The following is a 17,313-nucleotide window of genomic DNA, read 5'->3' as shown; positions in this document are numbered from 1 at the left end:
ATGCTAAAAAGCGCAGTTACTTCATTGAAGACTGCGCTTTTTTAATGGAGTTATGCGAGCGAGATTATGGCTCTTTATGCTCGTGCGCTGCCTTTTCGTCAGCAAGGTCTTCTTTTAACTTGCGGATCTTCAACCCTAACTCTTGGCCTCTGTGTCTTGCATAGTAAGTGCAACCAATAAACATGGACGTTGCAAAGCCAATCTCAAGCAGGACTAACAATAGCTCGTCTGGAGATGTCCACAAAAGGGTAAAGCCGTGGATAAAATAAAACATTACGACAAAGTTTGCCCACGCATAAGTGTATGGCTTATCTTGTAAAATACCTTTAAGCGGGAGTAATAAAGGTAAAACGTACACCACAAAGACAAAGCCCAAGCTGTAACCTTCTCTTGGTGCAAGCACAAAGAGCCACAGTGGCATCAGGATCAAAAGACCAAAATACCCGACTAGCGCAAAGCGTTGAAAGCGTCTAGTGATGGGCTTTTTTGCAATTTCATTCATGTTAACTTTTCCGCGACGCGTAGCAGTCGACTCGCTGCTGCACGACAAATTTTGATTTCTGTTTGAGTGAGTGAAACATTGTTTTGGCTGCCCGCAACATGTGTTGCACCGTAAGGCGTTCCGCCCATTTCGGTCGCCAAAAGCTCTGGAACATCATAGGGGATACCTAACAACATCATGCCGTGGTGTAATAACGGTAAGGAGAGGTTGAGTAGGGTAGCCTCGTTGCCACCGTGCATACTGCTTGAAGACGAAAATACGCAGGCTGGTTTATCGATGAGCGTGCCTTTAAGCCACAAATCGCTGGTGGTTTCCCAAAACGCTTTCGCTTGGGCTGCCATCATGCCAAAGCGTGTTGGAGTACCGAACGCTAACCCGTCGCATGCTACTAAGTCTTGCTTTGTTACGATCACATCATGGTCTTGGCGCTTCTCAAATACGCGCACTATGGCTTCACCACCTTGTGACACTATGGTGTCTGCAAATTCGTGCGCCATATTCGCCACAGAGCCATGACTGGAGTGGTATAAAATAAGAATTTTACTCATTACAGGATATTAAGCACCGACTCTGGAGGCCTGCCAATCGCCGCCTTATCACCTTTAACAACGATAGGACGCTCAATCAGTTTAGGGTTTTCAAGCATGGCAGTGCGCAGTGTCGCTTCATCCGACTCTTTCGATAGTCCAAGCTCTTTGTAGAGCGTTTCTTTGCTACGTACAAGCTGATGAGCAGAACTAAATCCAAGTTTAGAAAGTAAATTAGCCAAAGTGTCACTATCGATTGGCGTCTTTAGGTATTCAATAACGGTAGGATTAACGCCATTGGACTCTAGTAAAGCTAGGGTTTCACGTGATTTTGAACAACGCGGGTTGTGATAGATTTCTACTGACATGATTTCGCTCTAATTCGTAATGTAAACGGATCATAGCTTAATGTAGAGATGACGAAAAGCGATGTGCAAGAAAATTGGCTTAAATACGTTTCTACTATCGCTGTAAGCAATCGCCAAGCATCACAGCTTAGCGATTTCTTTTTGCATATTACGGTATTGGCTAAGTAGCGCTTTTAATCTGGTACGCTTGATATCTTCGTTATCTTCGACATGATTGAGTGCACGCTGGACTTCGTCTGCTGCTTTATTAAATGCACCATACTGGGCATAGACACTCGCTTTTGACTCATGGTAAGCCGCCTTGTTTTCTTGGGCTTCATAGGCTTGTGTGAGTAAATCACGGGCGAGAATATGATCCGGTTTCTCAAGCAAAAAGATCTTAAGCAATTGCTCGGCAACTTCATACTGTTTTGCTTTTATTGCGGCATTGGCATAGTTTAGCGTGATAACTTGGTTATTGGGTCTGAGTTGATGTTGAGCTTGAAGCATCTCAACCGCTTTGCCAGAATGCTCTGTCGCAATTAAATAATCGGTATACACATCAAGATAAAACAGGTTATTCGGATCTTTTTCTAACAACTCATCCAATAGTTTGCCAGCTTCCTCGTATTTTTTTTGATCGAGTAACGTAATTGCTAATCCGTATTGTAGGGCGCGCTTGTCGAGCTCTGCTGAGCGCTTTAAAGAGTTTCTGAAAAAGGCTTCTCCTGCATCTTCTGAATAATAGTATCGTGCAAGCACACGGCTTTTAGCTAACGCGTAGGAAAGGCTTGAGGGATAATGCTTTTTCTCGAATTGTTGTGCCCTAAGCCTAACGTCCGATACTCGACTGTCAGGTAACGGGTGCGTAAGCAAAAATGCAGGGGGCTTATTTTTAAAACGAATTTGATCCGAGAGCTTAGTTAAAAACTCACTGGCCGCATAGGGGTCAAAGCCGGCTTTATGTAGTGTATTCATACCAAATCGGTCGGCTTCTTGCTCGGCTTTTCGGCTATGCGTTAGTTGGTTCAATGAAGACTGGGTCTGGCTTGCGGATAAAATGGCGATACCCGCATCTGGGGCAACAACGGTTGCCAAAATACCAGTAATAAGCCCCGCTATGGTCAAGGCGCTGTTGTCTTTTGCGTTTTGTACGCGGCGTGCTAAATGACGTTGGGTAACGTGCGCAATTTCGTGGCCAATAACGGATGCTAATTGACTCTCATTATCGGATTGCGCAATGAGTCCGGTATGTACACCAACATGGCCTCCATAAAAAGCGAAGGCATTAATATCTTTGTTATTTATCCAAAAAAAGGTAAATGGAAAGCGTACGTCATTAGCATTAGCGACGAGGCGATTGCCTAGGCTGGTTAAGTACTCTTCAAGTACCGGATCGCCAACCACAGGGGAGCGAGAGCGCAGCTGCATCATCATGACTTCGCCGATCGCTTGTTCTTTTTCAATAGGTAGTACTTGGAGAGCTGAAGTGCCTAAATCTGGTAGTTTCAGTTCTGTTTGTGCAATAGCGCTGCTTGATGCAGCGAGCGCAAATGTTAAAACGATTGAGTTTAATAGGGGTTTTAACCGCATTTTAATCCCTTTTAAGGTCTTCTCCGAGCATGATCCTAGCTAAGTCGACTTCATCATTGCATGCTCGAGCATCTTTTTCACAAAGTTGGTAAAAATCTTTTATTGAGACCCCAGCAACACTCGTGATGTTCAATTCTTTTTGCAAAAACGTCACTGTCATATGCAGCACTTTGTGCGCATGAAGTATTAAAGCTTTGTCAGCTATATCACCGCGTTCAAAGTAAAACGCAATGAATTTATGGAGCTGGTTGATGCGCAGTAAGTTTTTCATCGTATGCGGATCCCATACTCGAAACTCCAAAAAACGATTGTCTTTAACATAGGCATCAATCTTGGTGCCTTTGGCTATTGGGTAAGCCCAAAGCTCAAAACCTCTGTCAGTAAATGCTTGATGTAACGCGATTTGAGGTTTATTGTCACAGTGAATTATGCCACTGTCATCTTCATAACCACCTAATAGTTCTATATTCCAATTTCGCTTATCTAGCAAACGCTTTACCGCATTGTCAAAGCCGTGATGGAGCAGACCTTCACATTCACTTACCGCTGAGGCGACAAGGTGATAAAAAGGCGGAAGTTCTCCCCAATTAATTTGCTTTTTGTACCAATTTATTTCTTTTAGTGTTGGATTGGCTGGCAATCGGGCCTTATTATTAACGCCTGGCATTAAGATTCCCAAGAAGTAGAGTATGCTATTAAGAATAAACCATCAACGCCTTGAGGGCTACCGCATTGAGTGATTTGTGTGGAGACAAGACGACAAAATTTGTACATGATCTACGAGAATTTACCTGTCCTGCATTATTTGTTCAGTTTAAGTGGCGGTTAAAGCGCCATGACTATACTCTAGGCAAACTAAAATTGCTGATGAGTCAGGATCAGAGCTTGTTAGATATCAAAAAGTATTTGGATGGTAACTCGGTGAGTTACCAAATTATTGAAATTGAAAGCGGTGAAGTGTGTTTGGAGATCATGGATGTTTGAGTTAGTAAAAGCGTGGTACATCAAAAAGTTTTCAGATCCACATTCCGTCACGCTATTGTTGATGCTAGTTGCCACAGTTGCTTTGCTGTACTTTTTTGGCAGTTATGTCATGCCGGTACTGGTCGCAATTGTGATCGCCTATTTACTTGAATGGCCAGTGAATAAGCTCACCCGAGTGACTGGCAGTAGGATGTTATCAGCAGTAGTCGTAATGGCGGTATTTGTGGGCGTCGCTTTGGGGCTGGTATTTGGTATCGTTCCTGTTCTGTGGCAACAGTTAAGTAACTTGCTCCAAGAAAGTCCAACCATGGTAGAAGAGGGTAAGGACTTCCTTTTACATTTACCTGAATACTACCCGACGCTGATCTCTACAACTCAGGTACAGGCAATTGTGAGCTCTGTGGAAAGTAAATTGCTAGAGCTTGGCGAAGTTATTGTCTCAGCCTCATTAACCTCATTAAAAGACGTTGTCGCATGGATGATTTATTTGGTCTTAGTGCCACTGCTTGCTTTTTTCATGTTGAAAGACAAGTCAGAACTTACATCTGGAGTGTCAAAAATTATACCTAAGGACAGAAAGCTTATTTCACAAGTGTGGCATGAGATGGACCAACAAATCATGAATTATATTCGTGGTAAAGTTTTTGAGATTGTCATCGTTGGTGTAGTGAGCTTTGTGACCTTTTCTATTTTGGATTTACGCTATGCCGCATTACTGGGGACATTGGTTGGACTTTCTGTACTTATCCCATTTATTGGTGCTGCACTCGTTACCTTACCCGTTGCCGCAGTAGCTTTGTTTCAATTTGGTCTAGCGCCAGAATTTTGGACCATTCTCATCGCGTACGGCATTATTCAAGCATTAGATGGTAATGTTTTAGTGCCGTTATTGTTTTCAGAAGCTGTGGATCTCAACCCTGTTTATATCATTGTTGCAGTGTTATTTTTTGGTGGTTTATGGGGATTTTGGGGGGTATTCTTTGCTATTCCACTTGCATCTCTGGTCAAGGCGCTGATCAATGCATGGTCGAGTAAGAGTGAAGAACTATTGGTGAAATAGTGAAGTTTTTTTGATGTTAGTCGGCTCATGAGCCGACTATAAATAAGTAGTTATTGTGTGACTCTACCCGTGCTTTCACGAACCACCATGCTCGGTGTGAACACATGTGAGACTTCTTTATCATTTTTTCGATGTCCCCGTGTTTTAGAAAACAATAGACGCGCAGCATGTTCAGAAATAATGTTGTTAGCCTGATGTGCAGTCGTAAGCTTTGGCCAAGTTTGACGGGAGAATGGAGAGTCCTCAAAGCCACTGATAGACAATTGACCCGGGATCTCTATATTCATCAGCCGCGCAGCAAATAAAGCCCCAGCTGCAACCTCATCGTTACCACCTAAAATCGCAGTGATTTGGTTTGGATTGCCATCGGCCAGCAGTGCTTTAGCGCCTTTTACTCCAGATTCAAATGAGTACGTGCCGTGATAGAGCAGTGTATCATCTTGTTTTATATCGTGTGCTTTTAGGGCATCTCGATATCCAGCTAGTCGCTCTGCAGTTGATTTATGCTCTTCATCACCAAGTACAAAAGCAATTTTTTTATGCCCAAGTTGGATCAGATGCTCGGTAATTTCATAGGCAGCAGCGTAGTCGTCAACAAAGATACAGTTATTTGCGCTACTTTCCGCTTCTTGCGCTCGGCCTGAAAGTAGACGCACGTAATGAATGCCCAGCTCATCTAGCATATCAATAATGGCTTGTTGCTCGGATAGAGGAGGAGTCAAGACTAAACCTGCAAGACGTGAGCGTTTGATCATAGTGACGAATTCTTCGGCCATATTTTCCGAATTGGATTCACAGGGGTGGATGACGAGCTCATACCCTTCATCTCTACAGCGAGATAACACCCCGTTTTGCATATCAATGACATAATACGCATTGGGATTGTCGTAGACCAAGCCAATTGCAAATGAAGAAGTACCAGCTAAGTTTCTTGCAGCAATATTAGGCTGATAATTAAGCTCTTTGACAGCCTGCATTACTTGATCGTAGGTTTTTTTTCTAACCGAAGGTTCTTTATTGATTACCCGCGATACGGTTTTCATAGATACGCCAGCTAGCTTGGCAACATCATTAATAGTGACTTTCATGTAGTTGTTCTTCTATTTACAGGTCTGTATCGATCATTATTAAGCACAGAGGAATAGTAGCGCTTTATGTATGCAGAAGCTAGCGCCCAATTTCTGTGATATTTAGCCGCTAAGGCGACCATCGGCTTAATAAAAGGATCATCTGTTTTTCTTAGTCTATCTAATAAGTACAGAATTTAGCACTACAATTCGCAGAAATAAATGAATGATACCGGTGTCAAAAATTTTATTTTAGGTTATTATTCGCAATGTAAAATTGAAAAGAAGCAATTTGACAGCGTTGTCATTTTGACATAATGTGCTTGTTTAATAATGTTTCTTTGTTGTTACTACCTGAAAAGTAAGGTAACTAACAATCACTTACGTCTTAGGGGAATATGTAATGGGTGGTCGTGTAGATTTGGATAGTTGGCAAAAGCTCAGTAGTTCTGCGCAGCGAGTAGAGCAGCAGCATTTAAAAACGATGTTTGCAAACGATGCACAAAGATTTGAAAAGTTCTCTCGTCAAATCCCTGGTGTGTTGTTCGACTTTTCCAAGCAACGCATTGACGACCAAACATTCTCTGAGATGATGCAGCTCGCAAAAGAGAGTGATATTGCGCTTTGGCGAGAAAAGATGTTCTCAGGTGAAAAAATAAATATCACTGAGGACCGAGCGGTTTTACATACAGCACTGCGTAACCGAGCTAATACACCTATTTATGTGAATGGTGTAAACGTTACTGAACAAGTCAATGCAGAATTAGAAAAACTACAAGCATTTAGTAACCGAGTTCGTTCAGGTGAGTGGCAAGGGTATACAGGCAAAGCTGTAAAAGATGTGGTTGCGATTGGCGTTGGTGGGTCTAACTTAGGTCCGCAAATGGTAACTGATGCGCTTGCTACGTATGCAGATGACACGCTAAACGTGCATTATGTCTCGAATGTTGACGGTGTACAGATTGCTTCAGTACTAAAAGGTTTAGACGCAGAAACAACCCTATTTGTCGTGTCATCAAAAACCTTCACAACCTCTGAAACCATGACCAATGCAAAGACTGCCGTTGAGTGGTTTTTGAATGCTGCAAATGATAGAGCGGCAATCGCCAAGCATTTTGTTGCGGTGAGCACCAACCTTGAGAAGACCAGAGCGTTTGGTATTAGCGATGACAACGTGTTTACGATGTGGGACTGGGTTGGCGGTCGTTTCTCGCTTTGGAGCGCGATAGGATTACCAATCGCACTTTATTTAGGCTTCGATAAGTTTGTCGAAGTACTTGAAGGTGCGTTTGAAATTGATGAGCACTTTAAAACGGCAAACAACGAAGACAATATTCCACTGTTGATGGCGTTACTCAGTGTTTGGAATACCAGCTTCTTGGGGTATCAAGCACAAGCGATTTTGCCTTATGATCAGGCGCTTCATATGCTGCCTGCGTATTTACAACAAGGTGAAATGGAAAGTAACGGTAAGCATATTACTTTTGCAGGAGAGCAGGTAAACTATACGACTGTGCCAATTATTTGGGGCATGACAGGGATAAATGGCCAGCATGCTTTTTATCAGTGTTTACACCAAGGTAATGTGATTGTACCGGCTGATTTTATCGCTTCAATTGAACCGCAAAACAAAGTAGGCCAGCATCACGATATTTTATTGTCTAACTTCTTCGCGCAAACGGAAGCAATGATGGCGGGTGTAGATGCACAGCAGGTTCGTGAAGATTTAACGGCTAAAGGTAAGTCGGATGCGGAAATCGACAAGTTGATCCCGCATAAAATACACCAAGGTAACCGTCCAACCTCTTCATTTATCTTAGATAAGGTAGATGCAAAAGCTGTGGGCCGACTAATTGCCTTGTATGAACACAAAATTTTCTGCCAAGGCATTATTTTGGATGTGTGTTCATTTGACCAGTGGGGTGTTGAGCTTGGTAAAGGGCTTGCTTCAAATATTGAAGCCGAGCTAACGCAAGAAGGCGTTACTAACCCGCATGATAGCTCAACGGCGGGTCTAATCGCTTATTACAAGCAAAAGAGAACAAATTAATACTTCGAGTGGAACTGGAAGTAAACAGAATACCTTTGAACGGGTAGCGCTGGAGTACTTAGAACCTGTATTTTTGTGAGAGGAAATACAGGTTTCTAAGACTCATTTATACCAACTTACTTAATCCCTCAAATTGAGCAGGTCTTAAGTCGAATTGATATTACTAGCGCATTGCAATCGAAATCATCACCCGTTACACAATGAGTTTGGTAGGCTTTGGAGTGGCTCCAAATCGAATAAACACTGCGTGCTTGTAGTGCACGCCTAACCTAATGAGAGTGAATTATGCTTAATCCTTTTGACATCGTAATTTTTGGTGGGGGAGGCGATTTAGCACTTCGCAAACTCCTACCAGCCTTGTATCGTGCATATCAAGAAGGTAACTTACCTGAAGGCACTCGCATCTTACCGACCGTTCGTGAACAAAACAAACAACAAGAATTTATCGAAACGGCACATATCGCATTACAAACTCACCTTGGCAAAGGCGAATACAACAAGAAAGATTGGTCCGCATTTGAACAGTTTTTAGTGCCTGTGGTAGTCAACGTTACAGAAGAAGATGAACACTGGGATACGCTAAAGAATATTTTGGCTGATGGGGAAGATAAGTCTCGTGTCTTCTACTTGTCACTTCCTCCAGCGGTTTATGGTCGTTGTTGTGAGTTATTATCAATCAAAGGGCTAATCACAGAGCAATCACGTGTAGTTGTTGAAAAGCCTATTGGTTACTGCGGTAAATCTGCAGAAGAAATTAATGCCAAAATCGGTGAGTTCTTCTCGGAAGAGCAAGTATTCCGTATCGATCATTACTTAGGTAAAGAAACGGTTCAAAACCTGATGGCGCTTAGGTTCTCAAACGCACTGTTCGAGAATTTATGGGATGCTAAAGCCATAGATAATATTCAGATCAGTATCTCTGAAACGGTAGGTCTTGAAAGCCGAGCTGGCTTCTACGACAAAGCGGGCGCGCTTCGTGATATGGTGCAAAATCACTTATTGCAACTACTTTGCTTGGTTGCGATGGAGTCACCACATAAACTTAATGCCAACAGTATTCGCACTGAAAAGCTTAAAGTATTAGAAGCGCTTAGACCGCTAATTGACTCAGATGTAGATAATAATGTTGTGCGTGGTCAATATGTACCAGGCGACCTTGAAGGTAAGCTGGTACCTGGTTACCTAGAAGAGCTGGGCGAAGGGTCGAGTAAAACAGAAACATTTGTTGCTATTCGTGCTCACATTGATAACTGGCGTTGGTCTGGTGTGCCTTTCTATTTAAGAACAGGCAAGCGTATGAAAAAGCGTTGTGCTGAAATTGTGGTTGAGTACAAGCCTGTTTCTCACAACGTCTATGGTGATGCGGCGGGTCCAATTCAGCCAAACCGCTTGGTGATAAGATTACAGCCTGAAGAAAGTATTCAATTAACGCTAATGTCTAAGCGTCTAGATAACCTTGAAATGCAACTAGAGCCAGTGACGCTAAATATCTCATTGAGTGAAAAGTATAACAATGGCTATCATTCAGATGCATATAAGCGCTTAATGCTAGACGCAGCTGCAAATAACCCTGCTTTATTTATTCACCGTGACGAAGTACGCCAAGCGTGGCAGTGGGTTGATCCAATCATTGAGCGTTGGCAGAGTAAAGGGACTCCGTCACTTTATCGTGCTGGCTCTTGGGGTCCTGAAGATGCCGATGAACTGCTTGAAGAAAACAAACATGTTTGGTTCAATGCGGGAGAGCAAGCGTAATGGCACAGTTAACAGAAAGAAACTTCAACTCGAAAGACGAAATGACAGCAGCGCTTGCAGAGCTACTTCAAACTGGGCTCAGTCAAGGTATTGAGCAAGACGGTGAAGCGGTGTTGCTAGTGTCTGGCGGTTCATCACCGGCTCCAGCGTATCGTTACCTTTCAGGTGTTGAGCTAGGCTGGGACAAAATTACGGTTGCTATGGTTGATGAACGTTGGGTCGAACCGGATCACGAAAAGTCTAACGAAGCATTTATTAAGTCGACATTGCTGAAAGACAAAGCGGCAAATGCTCGATTTGTGACAATGAAGAATGCGGCAGAGTCAGCAGAAGAGGGCGCTGATCTATGTGAGTCTGCTTATGCGGCGTTGAAAAAGCCGTTTGATGTCACTATTTTAGGAATGGGGCCGGATGGTCATACCGCCAGTTTATTCCCAAGTGCAAATGGCCTAGAACACGCATTAACGACCACAAACACCGTGTGCGCAATTAATGCTCATCAAAGCGAAGTGACAGGTGAGATCACCGAGCGCATGAGTTTGTCTTTGGCAGGAATAGCTAATTCTAAGGCGGCTGTTTTATTGATCTCTGGTGATGAAAAAAAAGCGGTGTATGAAGCGGCAAAACAACCCGGCTCAGAGTATGAAGTACCACTGCGTGCAGTATTAAATCATCCTGATATTAATTTGACCGTATTCTGGTGCCCGTAACCCGAGTGCATCGACTAAAAATAGTAAAATGCAAGGCTGGCGTGATAGCTGGCCTTACCTTGATTACTTGAGTCAATTGATTGAATATCTCTAGACATTCAGCTCGAAGCGACAACACTTCTTACTTCTTACTTCTTACTTCTTACTTCTTACTTCTTACTTCTTACTTCTTACTTCTTACTTCTTACTTCTTACTTCTTACTTCTTACTTCTTACTTCTTACTTCTTACTTCTTACTTCTTACGAATAAAAGCAATAAATTTTACTGATTCAATATACGATCATTAGAAAATCAATAAGTCCCGTAATAAGGTATTCAAATTTGTGCAAAAGATAGTGATAGCTAACTCGCTAATCTTAGATTTTATAAGCCTTTGTCATAAAAAATTCTCTTAAAAGAACTAGACAGTACTTACAGATAAACCTATAATGACAGCGTTGTCATTGATATTGATTCTCATCTTTAGCTTCTGCCCAAGCTTGATGAGGGAATTGAATACACATCCCCTTGTGTGTATTCAGATAATTAAAATGTCCCTTTATTAAGACAATTCCATCTTAAAACCCTACAGCAGCAAAATTTTTTGTGCTATTCTCCAATCGTTTTTGTAACAAACCATATCTTGGTCATATTTAAATTTATATTTATCAATAAGATATATATCTATATGAATATTTTTTGAATAACAGGCAAAAAAAATTGTAGCGAATATGTAATTTAGGGTGTATGGTTTGTTATTAGATGACAGCGTTGTCATCATCACTGGGCAGAAGTGATTTAAAAAACCAACAAAATGATTCAAGGGGAATCCTGTGTTAGCTAATAATTTCAAAAAAAGCTTACTTGCAGTTAACGTCAGCATCGCACTAGGTGCGGGCTTTTCAGGCGTTGTAGTTGCAGAAGAAAGTCAAAGCCAAAATCAAGTACAAGAAAACGTAGAAGTCATTGAAGTTCGTGGCTTGCGAGCATCAAACAAAGAAAATATTAATACAAAAAGATTCGCGACTGCAGTTGTTGACGCAGTGAGCGCTGAAGATATCGGTAAGTTTCCTGACTCAGACGTGGGTCAAGCGTTAGGGCGTATTCCAGGTATTAGCGTTGGACGAGCTTTTGGTCAAGGTAGCTCTGTATCCATTAGGGGTACCGATCCTTCTATGACGTTGACTACGTTAAACGGCCAGAATGTGGCTTCAACCGGCTGGTATGATCAAATGAATTTAGACCGTTCATTTAATTATTCGATGTTACCGTCACAGCTGATTGGCGGAATTGAAGTTTATAAAGCGACACAGGCGAACCTGGTTGAAGGTGGTATCGGTGGTACAGTAATCGTAAAAACACGCAAGCCTCTTGACTTAGAATCTAATACATCGTTTCTTTCGCTAAAAGGTGAATATGGTACCCTAAACGAGGAGATATCTCCTGAAGTTTCTGGGCTATACAGTTGGAAAAACAAAGATGAAACTTTTGGTGTACTTGTAGCCGCTGCATACATCGATCGTGAATATCTTCGTCAAGGCACCGAAGCCGATCTTGATTGGGGTGGAAACTCATCAGTACAACCTTCAAGCTTTTTACAAGATCAAGAGCGCACAGCTATAGATGTAACGCTTCAATATCGTCCAACAGAACAACTTGAATTGGGTATTCACGCACTTTCATTAGAGCTCGGCGCTGACAGCACTGGTGCTAATATGTACTTTGGTACTGATAATAACTGGGGCGCTTGGACACCGGAAGAATCAGTATGTAAAACGTACAATGCTGCTGGCGTCTGTACATATAGCGATACGCCAAAAGATAGAGGAAGCAACGTATTTTTCCAAAATTGGGCTCGCCAAGGAGAAATGACTTCAGACACTCTAGAATTTAACTGGAAGTACCAGTCTGATACTTATGAAATCTCAGGTGTTCTTGGTCACTCGAAAGCGGAAGGTGGTACAGACATGAGTGCTAACTTTGGTTTTGGTTGGTGGGGAAATGCTTATGTTGATGGAAATGGACTAAAGCAAACGTCCGATGCTAACTTCGACCAAGTAAACTGGTGGGGAGTCGTAGATGCAACTGGTAAACAAATAAAACTTGATGGTGCTGATCTTGGCTTTACCGTTGAACAGCTACCTGCATATGGTACAACGTCTACTTGGACAGGTATAAAGGGTCCAAATAAAGATGAGGAAGTGTATGGTCAAGTTGATTTTGATTACTACGTTGACTTTGGCGCGATCAACAAACTTGAGTTTGGGGTAAGATATACTGAACATGAATTTGAGAAAAAGCTATATACGGCTGTATACGACCAGTCAAAAATAACAGCCCCTGCAGATGGTGAAAATGCAGGAGGTTTTGCCAACTATTTTAGTGTTCAGGATTTATATAGCGGTACAATGCCAATTGGCTATGATGGTTGGACTATTCCTCGTGCAAACCGAGATGCAATGATTAATGCTACATTGTCTCTAATCGATCAGTTTGCTTATAACCGTTCGGGCTACGGAAAAATAGAAGAAGACAATCTGTCATTGTATGCTATGGCGTCTTTTGAGGGCGAAGGTTTCCGGGGTAACTTCGGGCTAAGATATGTCAGTACAGATGTGACTTCAAAAGGTCATATCATCGATAATAGCCCAGCTGATATTCTTGCAAATAACAATGGTTGGAGCGAAGCTCCAGTAGGTGTTGATGGTGATTACAATGATGTGTTGCCAAGTGCTAATATTACCTTTGACCTATCTGAAGACTTAATTCTTCGCGTTTCAGCTGGTCAAGCTATTACTCGTCCAAACTACGACAACTTACTACTTTCAAAAGTAACTGGTTATCCTGATGACCGTATTGGTAATGAGGAGATTACTTACGGTAATCCTGACCTGAAACCAATGAAATCATCTCAAGCCGATGTTAGTTTAGAGTATTATTATGGTGAAGATGGCCTATTTGCCGTAACTTACTTTATAAAGGATGTGAGTAATTTTATTGTTGCGACGACTGATTTTAATCAACAAATTGGTGTAATTAATAATGACCTTACTACACCAGCTGATGATTGGACCGTAAATCGCTATAAAAATGCAGGTGGCGGCGAGATTGATGGCGTTGAATTCCAGTGGAATCATGCTTGGGATAATGGGTTTGGTATAAACGCTAACTACACATACACAGATGCAGGTGCACCAGCAGAGGTTTATACTGATAATCTATCCCGTTTTACCGAGTCATCAGAGCATATGCTAAATCTAGTTGGCTATTGGGAAAATGATGAATTCTCGGCGAGAGCAGCGTATAACTGGAGATCTGAATACATGATTCGTGAATATGGTAACTATTACGGAAACCGTATGCACGATGACTTTGGTACACTTGATTTAACTTTCGGTTGGCAAGTTACAGACTACGCAGCGTTGACATTTGAAGTCGTAAATGTTACCGAGGAAGATGATGTTCAGTATGGTGCGGCAGAGGTTGGTGCTGATGTTAAGCCTGCGCTTCAGGATGGTTTCCCAACATGGTCTTTCCGTGGCGAAGCAACTTATAGATTAGGTGTTAATTTTAACTTCTAATTATAAATTGTGTAAGCTATAGCCCAGTTTTTACTGGGCTTTTTTATTTCAAGAGGGCGAGATGAATATAACCAAGATCGCAATTGTTGGTGGGGGCACAGCTGGTTGGCTAGCAGCTAATCATCTCGGCTTAGCGCTTTCTTCAAATAGCAATGTCGAGATTACAGTAATTGAATCTTTAGATATACCAAGTATTGGTGTTGGAGAAGGTACAGTTCCTTACATAGTTAAAAGCCTAAAAAAATTTGGTATTTCTGAAGCGGAGCTTTTGGGGAGCTGTGATGCTACCTTCAAGCAGGGGATAAGATTTGTTTCGTGGCTTGATGAAAAAGTTCATGGAGCACATAACTTTTATTATCACCCATTTGAAGCGCCATATCCTGAAGGACTGGATATAACTAATATATGGTTAAATTTAGGGAAAAAAATACCGTTTGATTACGTTGGGATACAATCAAGGGTCTGTGAATCGGGGCTTGCACCTAAACTAAAAACCGATGGCAACTATCAAGGTGTGCTACCATACGCATATCATTTCGATGCAGCAAAATTCGCAAAATTGCTCAAACGTAATGCCCTAGATAGATTTAATGTCAGAGTTTTAAATGGAACAGTTGATGAATCTAAACTAGATCAAACAGGACATATTGAATCTCTTTGCATGACAAATGGAGACATACTGCATTTTGACTTTTACGTAGATTGCACTGGTTTTTCAGCGAAGCTAATAAGCTCAGTTTCTAATGACAGTTTTCAGGATAAAAGTGAGCAGTTGTTGGTAGATACAGCGCTAGTACAGCAGATAGAAAGAGATGATCCAAGCAGCTTGAATCCTTACACAACGGCAACCGCACATAAAGCTGGCTGGATGTGGGAAATCCCCCTTACTTCCCGTACTGGAACTGGTTTTGTTTATGCGTCTAAATATATGTCACATAAAGAGGCTTTAGAAACGTATGCAAGAATGCTGAATGTTGACTCTGTGAATCCTAGAAAAATAGAAATGAGAGTGGGCTATAGGAATCAAAGCTGGAGTAAAAATTGTGTAGCGCTAGGACTAGCGCAGGGGTTTGTCGAGCCTTTGGAAGCAACATCTATTTTACTAACAGACTTTTCTGCGGAATTCTTGTCGAAGAATTTCCCACTTTCTAGAGCTGAGATATCGGTATTCAGTGACCACTATAATGATGCAGTGAACTGCGCATGGGAAAGTACAATCGATTTCATCCAGTTGCATTATATCCTTTCTGACAGGGTTGATAGTGACTTTTGGGTAGAGTATCGAAGCGAGGTAAAGCTCTCAGACTCTCTAGAGCGGAAGCTTGCAAAATTTAGGCTACGTTCGCCCCAACAAATGGATTTTTGGAGTCGCTTTGAGCTATTTAATGAAAAGAACTTTTTATATGTTCTGTATGGAATGAAATTTAACACTCACCCGCAAACGACGTCTCAAGCAGAGTTTGATATTGGGCTTAAATTATTAGATAAGAACAATGAGCAACTAAGGCGAGCTAAAGGAGCTCTTTTAGATCATGGAGAGTGGCTTAAACAATTGAAGCAATATATGTCATCGTAATGATAAAGCAGACAATTCAAATGTATGAAAGATCTGTAATGCTTAAATAAATATTTAACTTCCAATTTGCCCCGAAAACCGCTAGCCTTAGGGGCAATAAATAAAGTAACAAATACGTAAAATAATGGAGCAGTATTATGGCGGAACAACAAGTGCAGCCTTTACACAACGAAAAGCACGCGAATATCAAAGTAAAAAATGGCGTGAACGTTGATTTCCTTAAAACTCAGCACTTAATGCCTGTAGTAGCGCATGAGTTTGCGCGTGTAGCGACAGAATTCCCAATGGCGTTTGTTAAAAACACTGAGTCAGGTCAATTCCAAGCGGTTGCTATGTTTGGTCTTCAGCCTGGTGAAAACCTATTTGTTGATGGTGATAAGTGGACTGGCAGCTTTGTGCCAATGGCCGCTGCACGTTACCCATTTGGTTTGGTTAAGCACCCAGAGCAAGATCAGTTTGGTATTGTGATTGACGAAGCAAGCCCGCTAGTTGGTGAAGAAGAAGGCAATGCGCTTTTCGAAGGCGGTAAAGAAACTGAATACCTAGGTCGTCGTAAAGAAGCGTTGGTAAGCTATGTTGAGTTTGCTCGCGTAACTGAAGCGTTTACTCAGTATCTTGCTGACAAAGAGCTTCTAGTTCAACAAACGCTAACGGTAGAAATCCGTGGTGAGAAAAAAGACATCAACGGTATCTACCTTGTGGATGAGCGTAAGCTAAACGAATTAGGTGACGAAGATTTCCTAGAGCTACGTAAACGTGGCTATTTAGCACCGATCTTCGCATTCTTAACTTCTACACATCAAGTAGCGCGCCTTGCTCGCATGAAGGCACAGCGCGAAGCGAGCTAATCGCTTTTAGATATAGAATGATTCGATAAAAGCGCTTCCAGAGGAAGCGCTTTTTTTGTGCATGCTATTTTATAAGTGCTACACCAATTTGCTCCTTCAAATTGAGCAAGTATTAAGACAAATTAGTATTACTTAGCGTTTGGAATAGGACAGTATGATCCGCCACGAGGGATCCAGACCGAGCGTGTTTCCCAACGGCAGTTATACGCTACTCGGCGTTCTTCTTGTTGGGTGGAAAAAGTATCATGTTGATGAAAGTAGCTTCCTCCAGGCACCTGATAGTTTGGGATCGGATGAGGAATAGTCCAACCTCCGGGGCAGCTTTGTGTCGCGAGTACGGTTTTAGTTTCCCATAAAGTGTAGGGACCGTAAGGTTCACCGTACATTAATTTGTAGTGGCAAGTCTTATAACTCACATCAACGAGCTCTGTACGGTAGTCACATACCCACACACGTCGCTCATCCCAGTAGCCACCGCAGTCAACATTGTTTACTTGGGTGATGAGATGGACGCTCCCAAATCGGCGTCAATGCGCCAAACTGATAGTTGCAAACACAGTTATTAGGAGAGTCCATCATGAATAACGTTAGCACGCTTTCAATTGATCTAGCAAAAAATGTATTCCAACTTTTATCGTTTGATAAGCAAGGTAATAAATGTTTTTCCAGAAGGTTAGATAGAGCAAAGCTCTTGCAAACATTGACCCAATTACCTGCTTGTAATGTTGTTATG

Annotated in this window: 15 protein-coding genes; 8 read left to right on the top strand and 7 right to left on the bottom strand. The window is 42.0% G+C overall.

All coding sequences use genetic code 11. The annotated features are described in order from the left end of the window. Positions 1 to 64 precede the first annotated feature (64 nt). The 5 genes from L3V43_RS20360 to L3V43_RS20340 all read right to left on the bottom strand — a co-directional run bounded on the left by L3V43_RS20360 (position 65) and on the right by L3V43_RS20340 (position 3,636). A complete protein-coding gene (locus L3V43_RS20360; protein ID WP_102056565.1) occupies positions 65 to 502 on the bottom strand; it encodes a DUF2069 domain-containing protein in 438 nt (145 codons plus the stop codon). Continuing rightward, entirely contained in the window at positions 499 to 1,050 is a 552-nt protein-coding gene (gene wrbA, locus L3V43_RS20355) for an NAD(P)H:quinone oxidoreductase (protein WP_102056566.1), read from the bottom strand. The genes L3V43_RS20360 and wrbA overlap by 4 nt, the downstream gene beginning before the upstream one ends. Further along, complete coding sequence (arsC, locus tag L3V43_RS20350; protein ID WP_010606504.1) at positions 1,050 to 1,397, bottom strand: arsenate reductase (glutaredoxin); 348 nt, start codon at positions 1,395 to 1,397, stop codon at positions 1,050 to 1,052. The genes wrbA and arsC overlap by 1 nt, the downstream gene beginning before the upstream one ends. A 120-nt stretch (positions 1,398 to 1,517) precedes the next feature. Continuing rightward, on the bottom strand, positions 1,518 to 2,969 hold the full coding sequence (locus L3V43_RS20345) for a M48 family metalloprotease (protein ID WP_237117321.1): 1,452 nt from the start codon (positions 2,967 to 2,969) through the stop codon (positions 1,518 to 1,520). A 1-nt stretch (position 2,970) separates the two neighbouring features. Further along, a complete protein-coding gene (locus L3V43_RS20340; RefSeq protein ID WP_010606506.1) occupies positions 2,971 to 3,636 on the bottom strand; it encodes a hypothetical protein in 666 nt (221 codons plus the stop codon). A gap of 65 nt (positions 3,637 to 3,701) precedes the next feature. Here L3V43_RS20340 and L3V43_RS20335 point away from each other — a divergent pair, with 65 nt between their 5' ends. Together L3V43_RS20335 and L3V43_RS20330 are read left to right on the top strand one after the other, a co-directional pair. After that, positions 3,702 to 3,953 carry a hypothetical protein gene (locus L3V43_RS20335; RefSeq protein WP_010375515.1) on the top strand — a complete coding sequence of 84 codons (252 nt, stop codon included), beginning with the start codon at positions 3,702 to 3,704 and terminating at the stop codon, positions 3,951 to 3,953. Further along, the gene (locus L3V43_RS20330; protein WP_010606507.1) at positions 3,946 to 5,013 is read left to right on the top strand and encodes an AI-2E family transporter; all 1,068 of its coding nucleotides are present in this window, start codon (positions 3,946 to 3,948) and stop codon (positions 5,011 to 5,013) included. The genes L3V43_RS20335 and L3V43_RS20330 overlap by 8 nt, the downstream gene beginning before the upstream one ends. A gap of 50 nt (positions 5,014 to 5,063) precedes the next feature. Here the strand turns inward: L3V43_RS20330 and L3V43_RS20325 are convergent, their stop codons facing one another. Next, positions 5,064 to 6,101, bottom strand: a complete 1,038-nt coding sequence (locus L3V43_RS20325; protein ID WP_174170951.1) for a LacI family DNA-binding transcriptional regulator — start codon at positions 6,099 to 6,101, stop codon at positions 5,064 to 5,066. Positions 6,102 to 6,483: 382 nt separating this feature from the next. On the opposite strand from L3V43_RS20325, the gene pgi reads away from it, so the two are divergent. The 6 genes from pgi to L3V43_RS20295 all read left to right on the top strand — a co-directional run bounded on the left by pgi (position 6,484) and on the right by L3V43_RS20295 (position 16,580). Next, a complete protein-coding gene (pgi, locus tag L3V43_RS20320; protein ID WP_237117322.1) occupies positions 6,484 to 8,130 on the top strand; it encodes a glucose-6-phosphate isomerase in 1,647 nt (548 codons plus the stop codon). A 285-nt stretch (positions 8,131 to 8,415) separates the two neighbouring features. Next, positions 8,416 to 9,885, top strand: a complete 1,470-nt coding sequence (gene zwf, locus L3V43_RS20315; protein ID WP_102056571.1) for a glucose-6-phosphate dehydrogenase — start codon at positions 8,416 to 8,418, stop codon at positions 9,883 to 9,885. Beyond that, positions 9,885 to 10,595 (top strand): 6-phosphogluconolactonase, encoded by a 711-nt coding sequence (gene pgl / locus L3V43_RS20310; RefSeq protein WP_102056572.1) that lies wholly within the window; start codon positions 9,885 to 9,887, stop codon positions 10,593 to 10,595. Before zwf ends, pgl begins: the two co-directional genes overlap by 1 nt. A gap of 813 nt (positions 10,596 to 11,408) precedes the next feature. After that, positions 11,409 to 14,156 (top strand): TonB-dependent receptor, encoded by a 2,748-nt coding sequence (locus L3V43_RS20305; protein WP_045989073.1) that lies wholly within the window; start codon positions 11,409 to 11,411, stop codon positions 14,154 to 14,156. 61 nt (positions 14,157 to 14,217) lie between these two features. Then, positions 14,218 to 15,732, top strand: a complete 1,515-nt coding sequence (locus tag L3V43_RS20300; protein ID WP_102056574.1) for a tryptophan halogenase family protein — start codon at positions 14,218 to 14,220, stop codon at positions 15,730 to 15,732. A 137-nt stretch (positions 15,733 to 15,869) separates the two neighbouring features. Further along, complete coding sequence (locus L3V43_RS20295; RefSeq protein ID WP_237117323.1) at positions 15,870 to 16,580, top strand: SapC family protein; 711 nt, start codon at positions 15,870 to 15,872, stop codon at positions 16,578 to 16,580. A 128-nt stretch (positions 16,581 to 16,708) separates the two neighbouring features. Here the strand turns inward: L3V43_RS20295 and L3V43_RS20290 are convergent, their stop codons facing one another. Continuing rightward, complete coding sequence (locus tag L3V43_RS20290) at positions 16,709 to 17,032, bottom strand: hypothetical protein (protein ID WP_237117324.1); 324 nt, start codon at positions 17,030 to 17,032, stop codon at positions 16,709 to 16,711. Positions 17,033 to 17,313 lie beyond the last annotated feature (281 nt).

The organism is Pseudoalteromonas sp. L23, from assembly GCF_021728455.1.
Lineage (GTDB): Bacteria > Pseudomonadota > Gammaproteobacteria > Enterobacterales > Alteromonadaceae > Pseudoalteromonas.
The sequence above is the reverse complement of the archived record's forward strand: the minus strand, read 5'-3'. Positions and strand labels throughout refer to the sequence as shown.

Excerpts from the sequence above, each read along its gene's own strand:
- L3V43_RS20360 (WP_102056565.1), bottom strand. The coding sequence starts at position 502 with ATGAATGAAATTGCAAAAAAGCCCATCACTAGACGCTTTCAACGCTTT.
- wrbA (WP_102056566.1), bottom strand. The coding sequence starts at position 1,050 with ATGAGTAAAATTCTTATTTTATACCACTCCAGTCATGGCTCTGTGGCG.
- arsC (WP_010606504.1), bottom strand. The coding sequence starts at position 1,397 with ATGTCAGTAGAAATCTATCACAACCCGCGTTGTTCAAAATCACGTGAA.
- L3V43_RS20345 (WP_237117321.1), bottom strand. The coding sequence starts at position 2,969 with ATGCGGTTAAAACCCCTATTAAACTCAATCGTTTTAACATTTGCGCTC.
- L3V43_RS20340 (WP_010606506.1), bottom strand. The coding sequence starts at position 3,636 with ATGCCAGGCGTTAATAATAAGGCCCGATTGCCAGCCAATCCAACACTA.
- L3V43_RS20330 (WP_010606507.1), top strand. The coding sequence starts at position 3,946 with ATGTTTGAGTTAGTAAAAGCGTGGTACATCAAAAAGTTTTCAGATCCA.
- L3V43_RS20325 (WP_174170951.1), bottom strand. The coding sequence starts at position 6,101 with ATGAAAGTCACTATTAATGATGTTGCCAAGCTAGCTGGCGTATCTATG.
- pgi (WP_237117322.1), top strand. The coding sequence starts at position 6,484 with ATGGGTGGTCGTGTAGATTTGGATAGTTGGCAAAAGCTCAGTAGTTCT.
- zwf (WP_102056571.1), top strand. The coding sequence starts at position 8,416 with ATGCTTAATCCTTTTGACATCGTAATTTTTGGTGGGGGAGGCGATTTA.
- pgl (WP_102056572.1), top strand. The coding sequence starts at position 9,885 with ATGGCACAGTTAACAGAAAGAAACTTCAACTCGAAAGACGAAATGACA.
- L3V43_RS20300 (WP_102056574.1), top strand. The coding sequence starts at position 14,218 with ATGAATATAACCAAGATCGCAATTGTTGGTGGGGGCACAGCTGGTTGG.
- L3V43_RS20295 (WP_237117323.1), top strand. The coding sequence starts at position 15,870 with ATGGCGGAACAACAAGTGCAGCCTTTACACAACGAAAAGCACGCGAAT.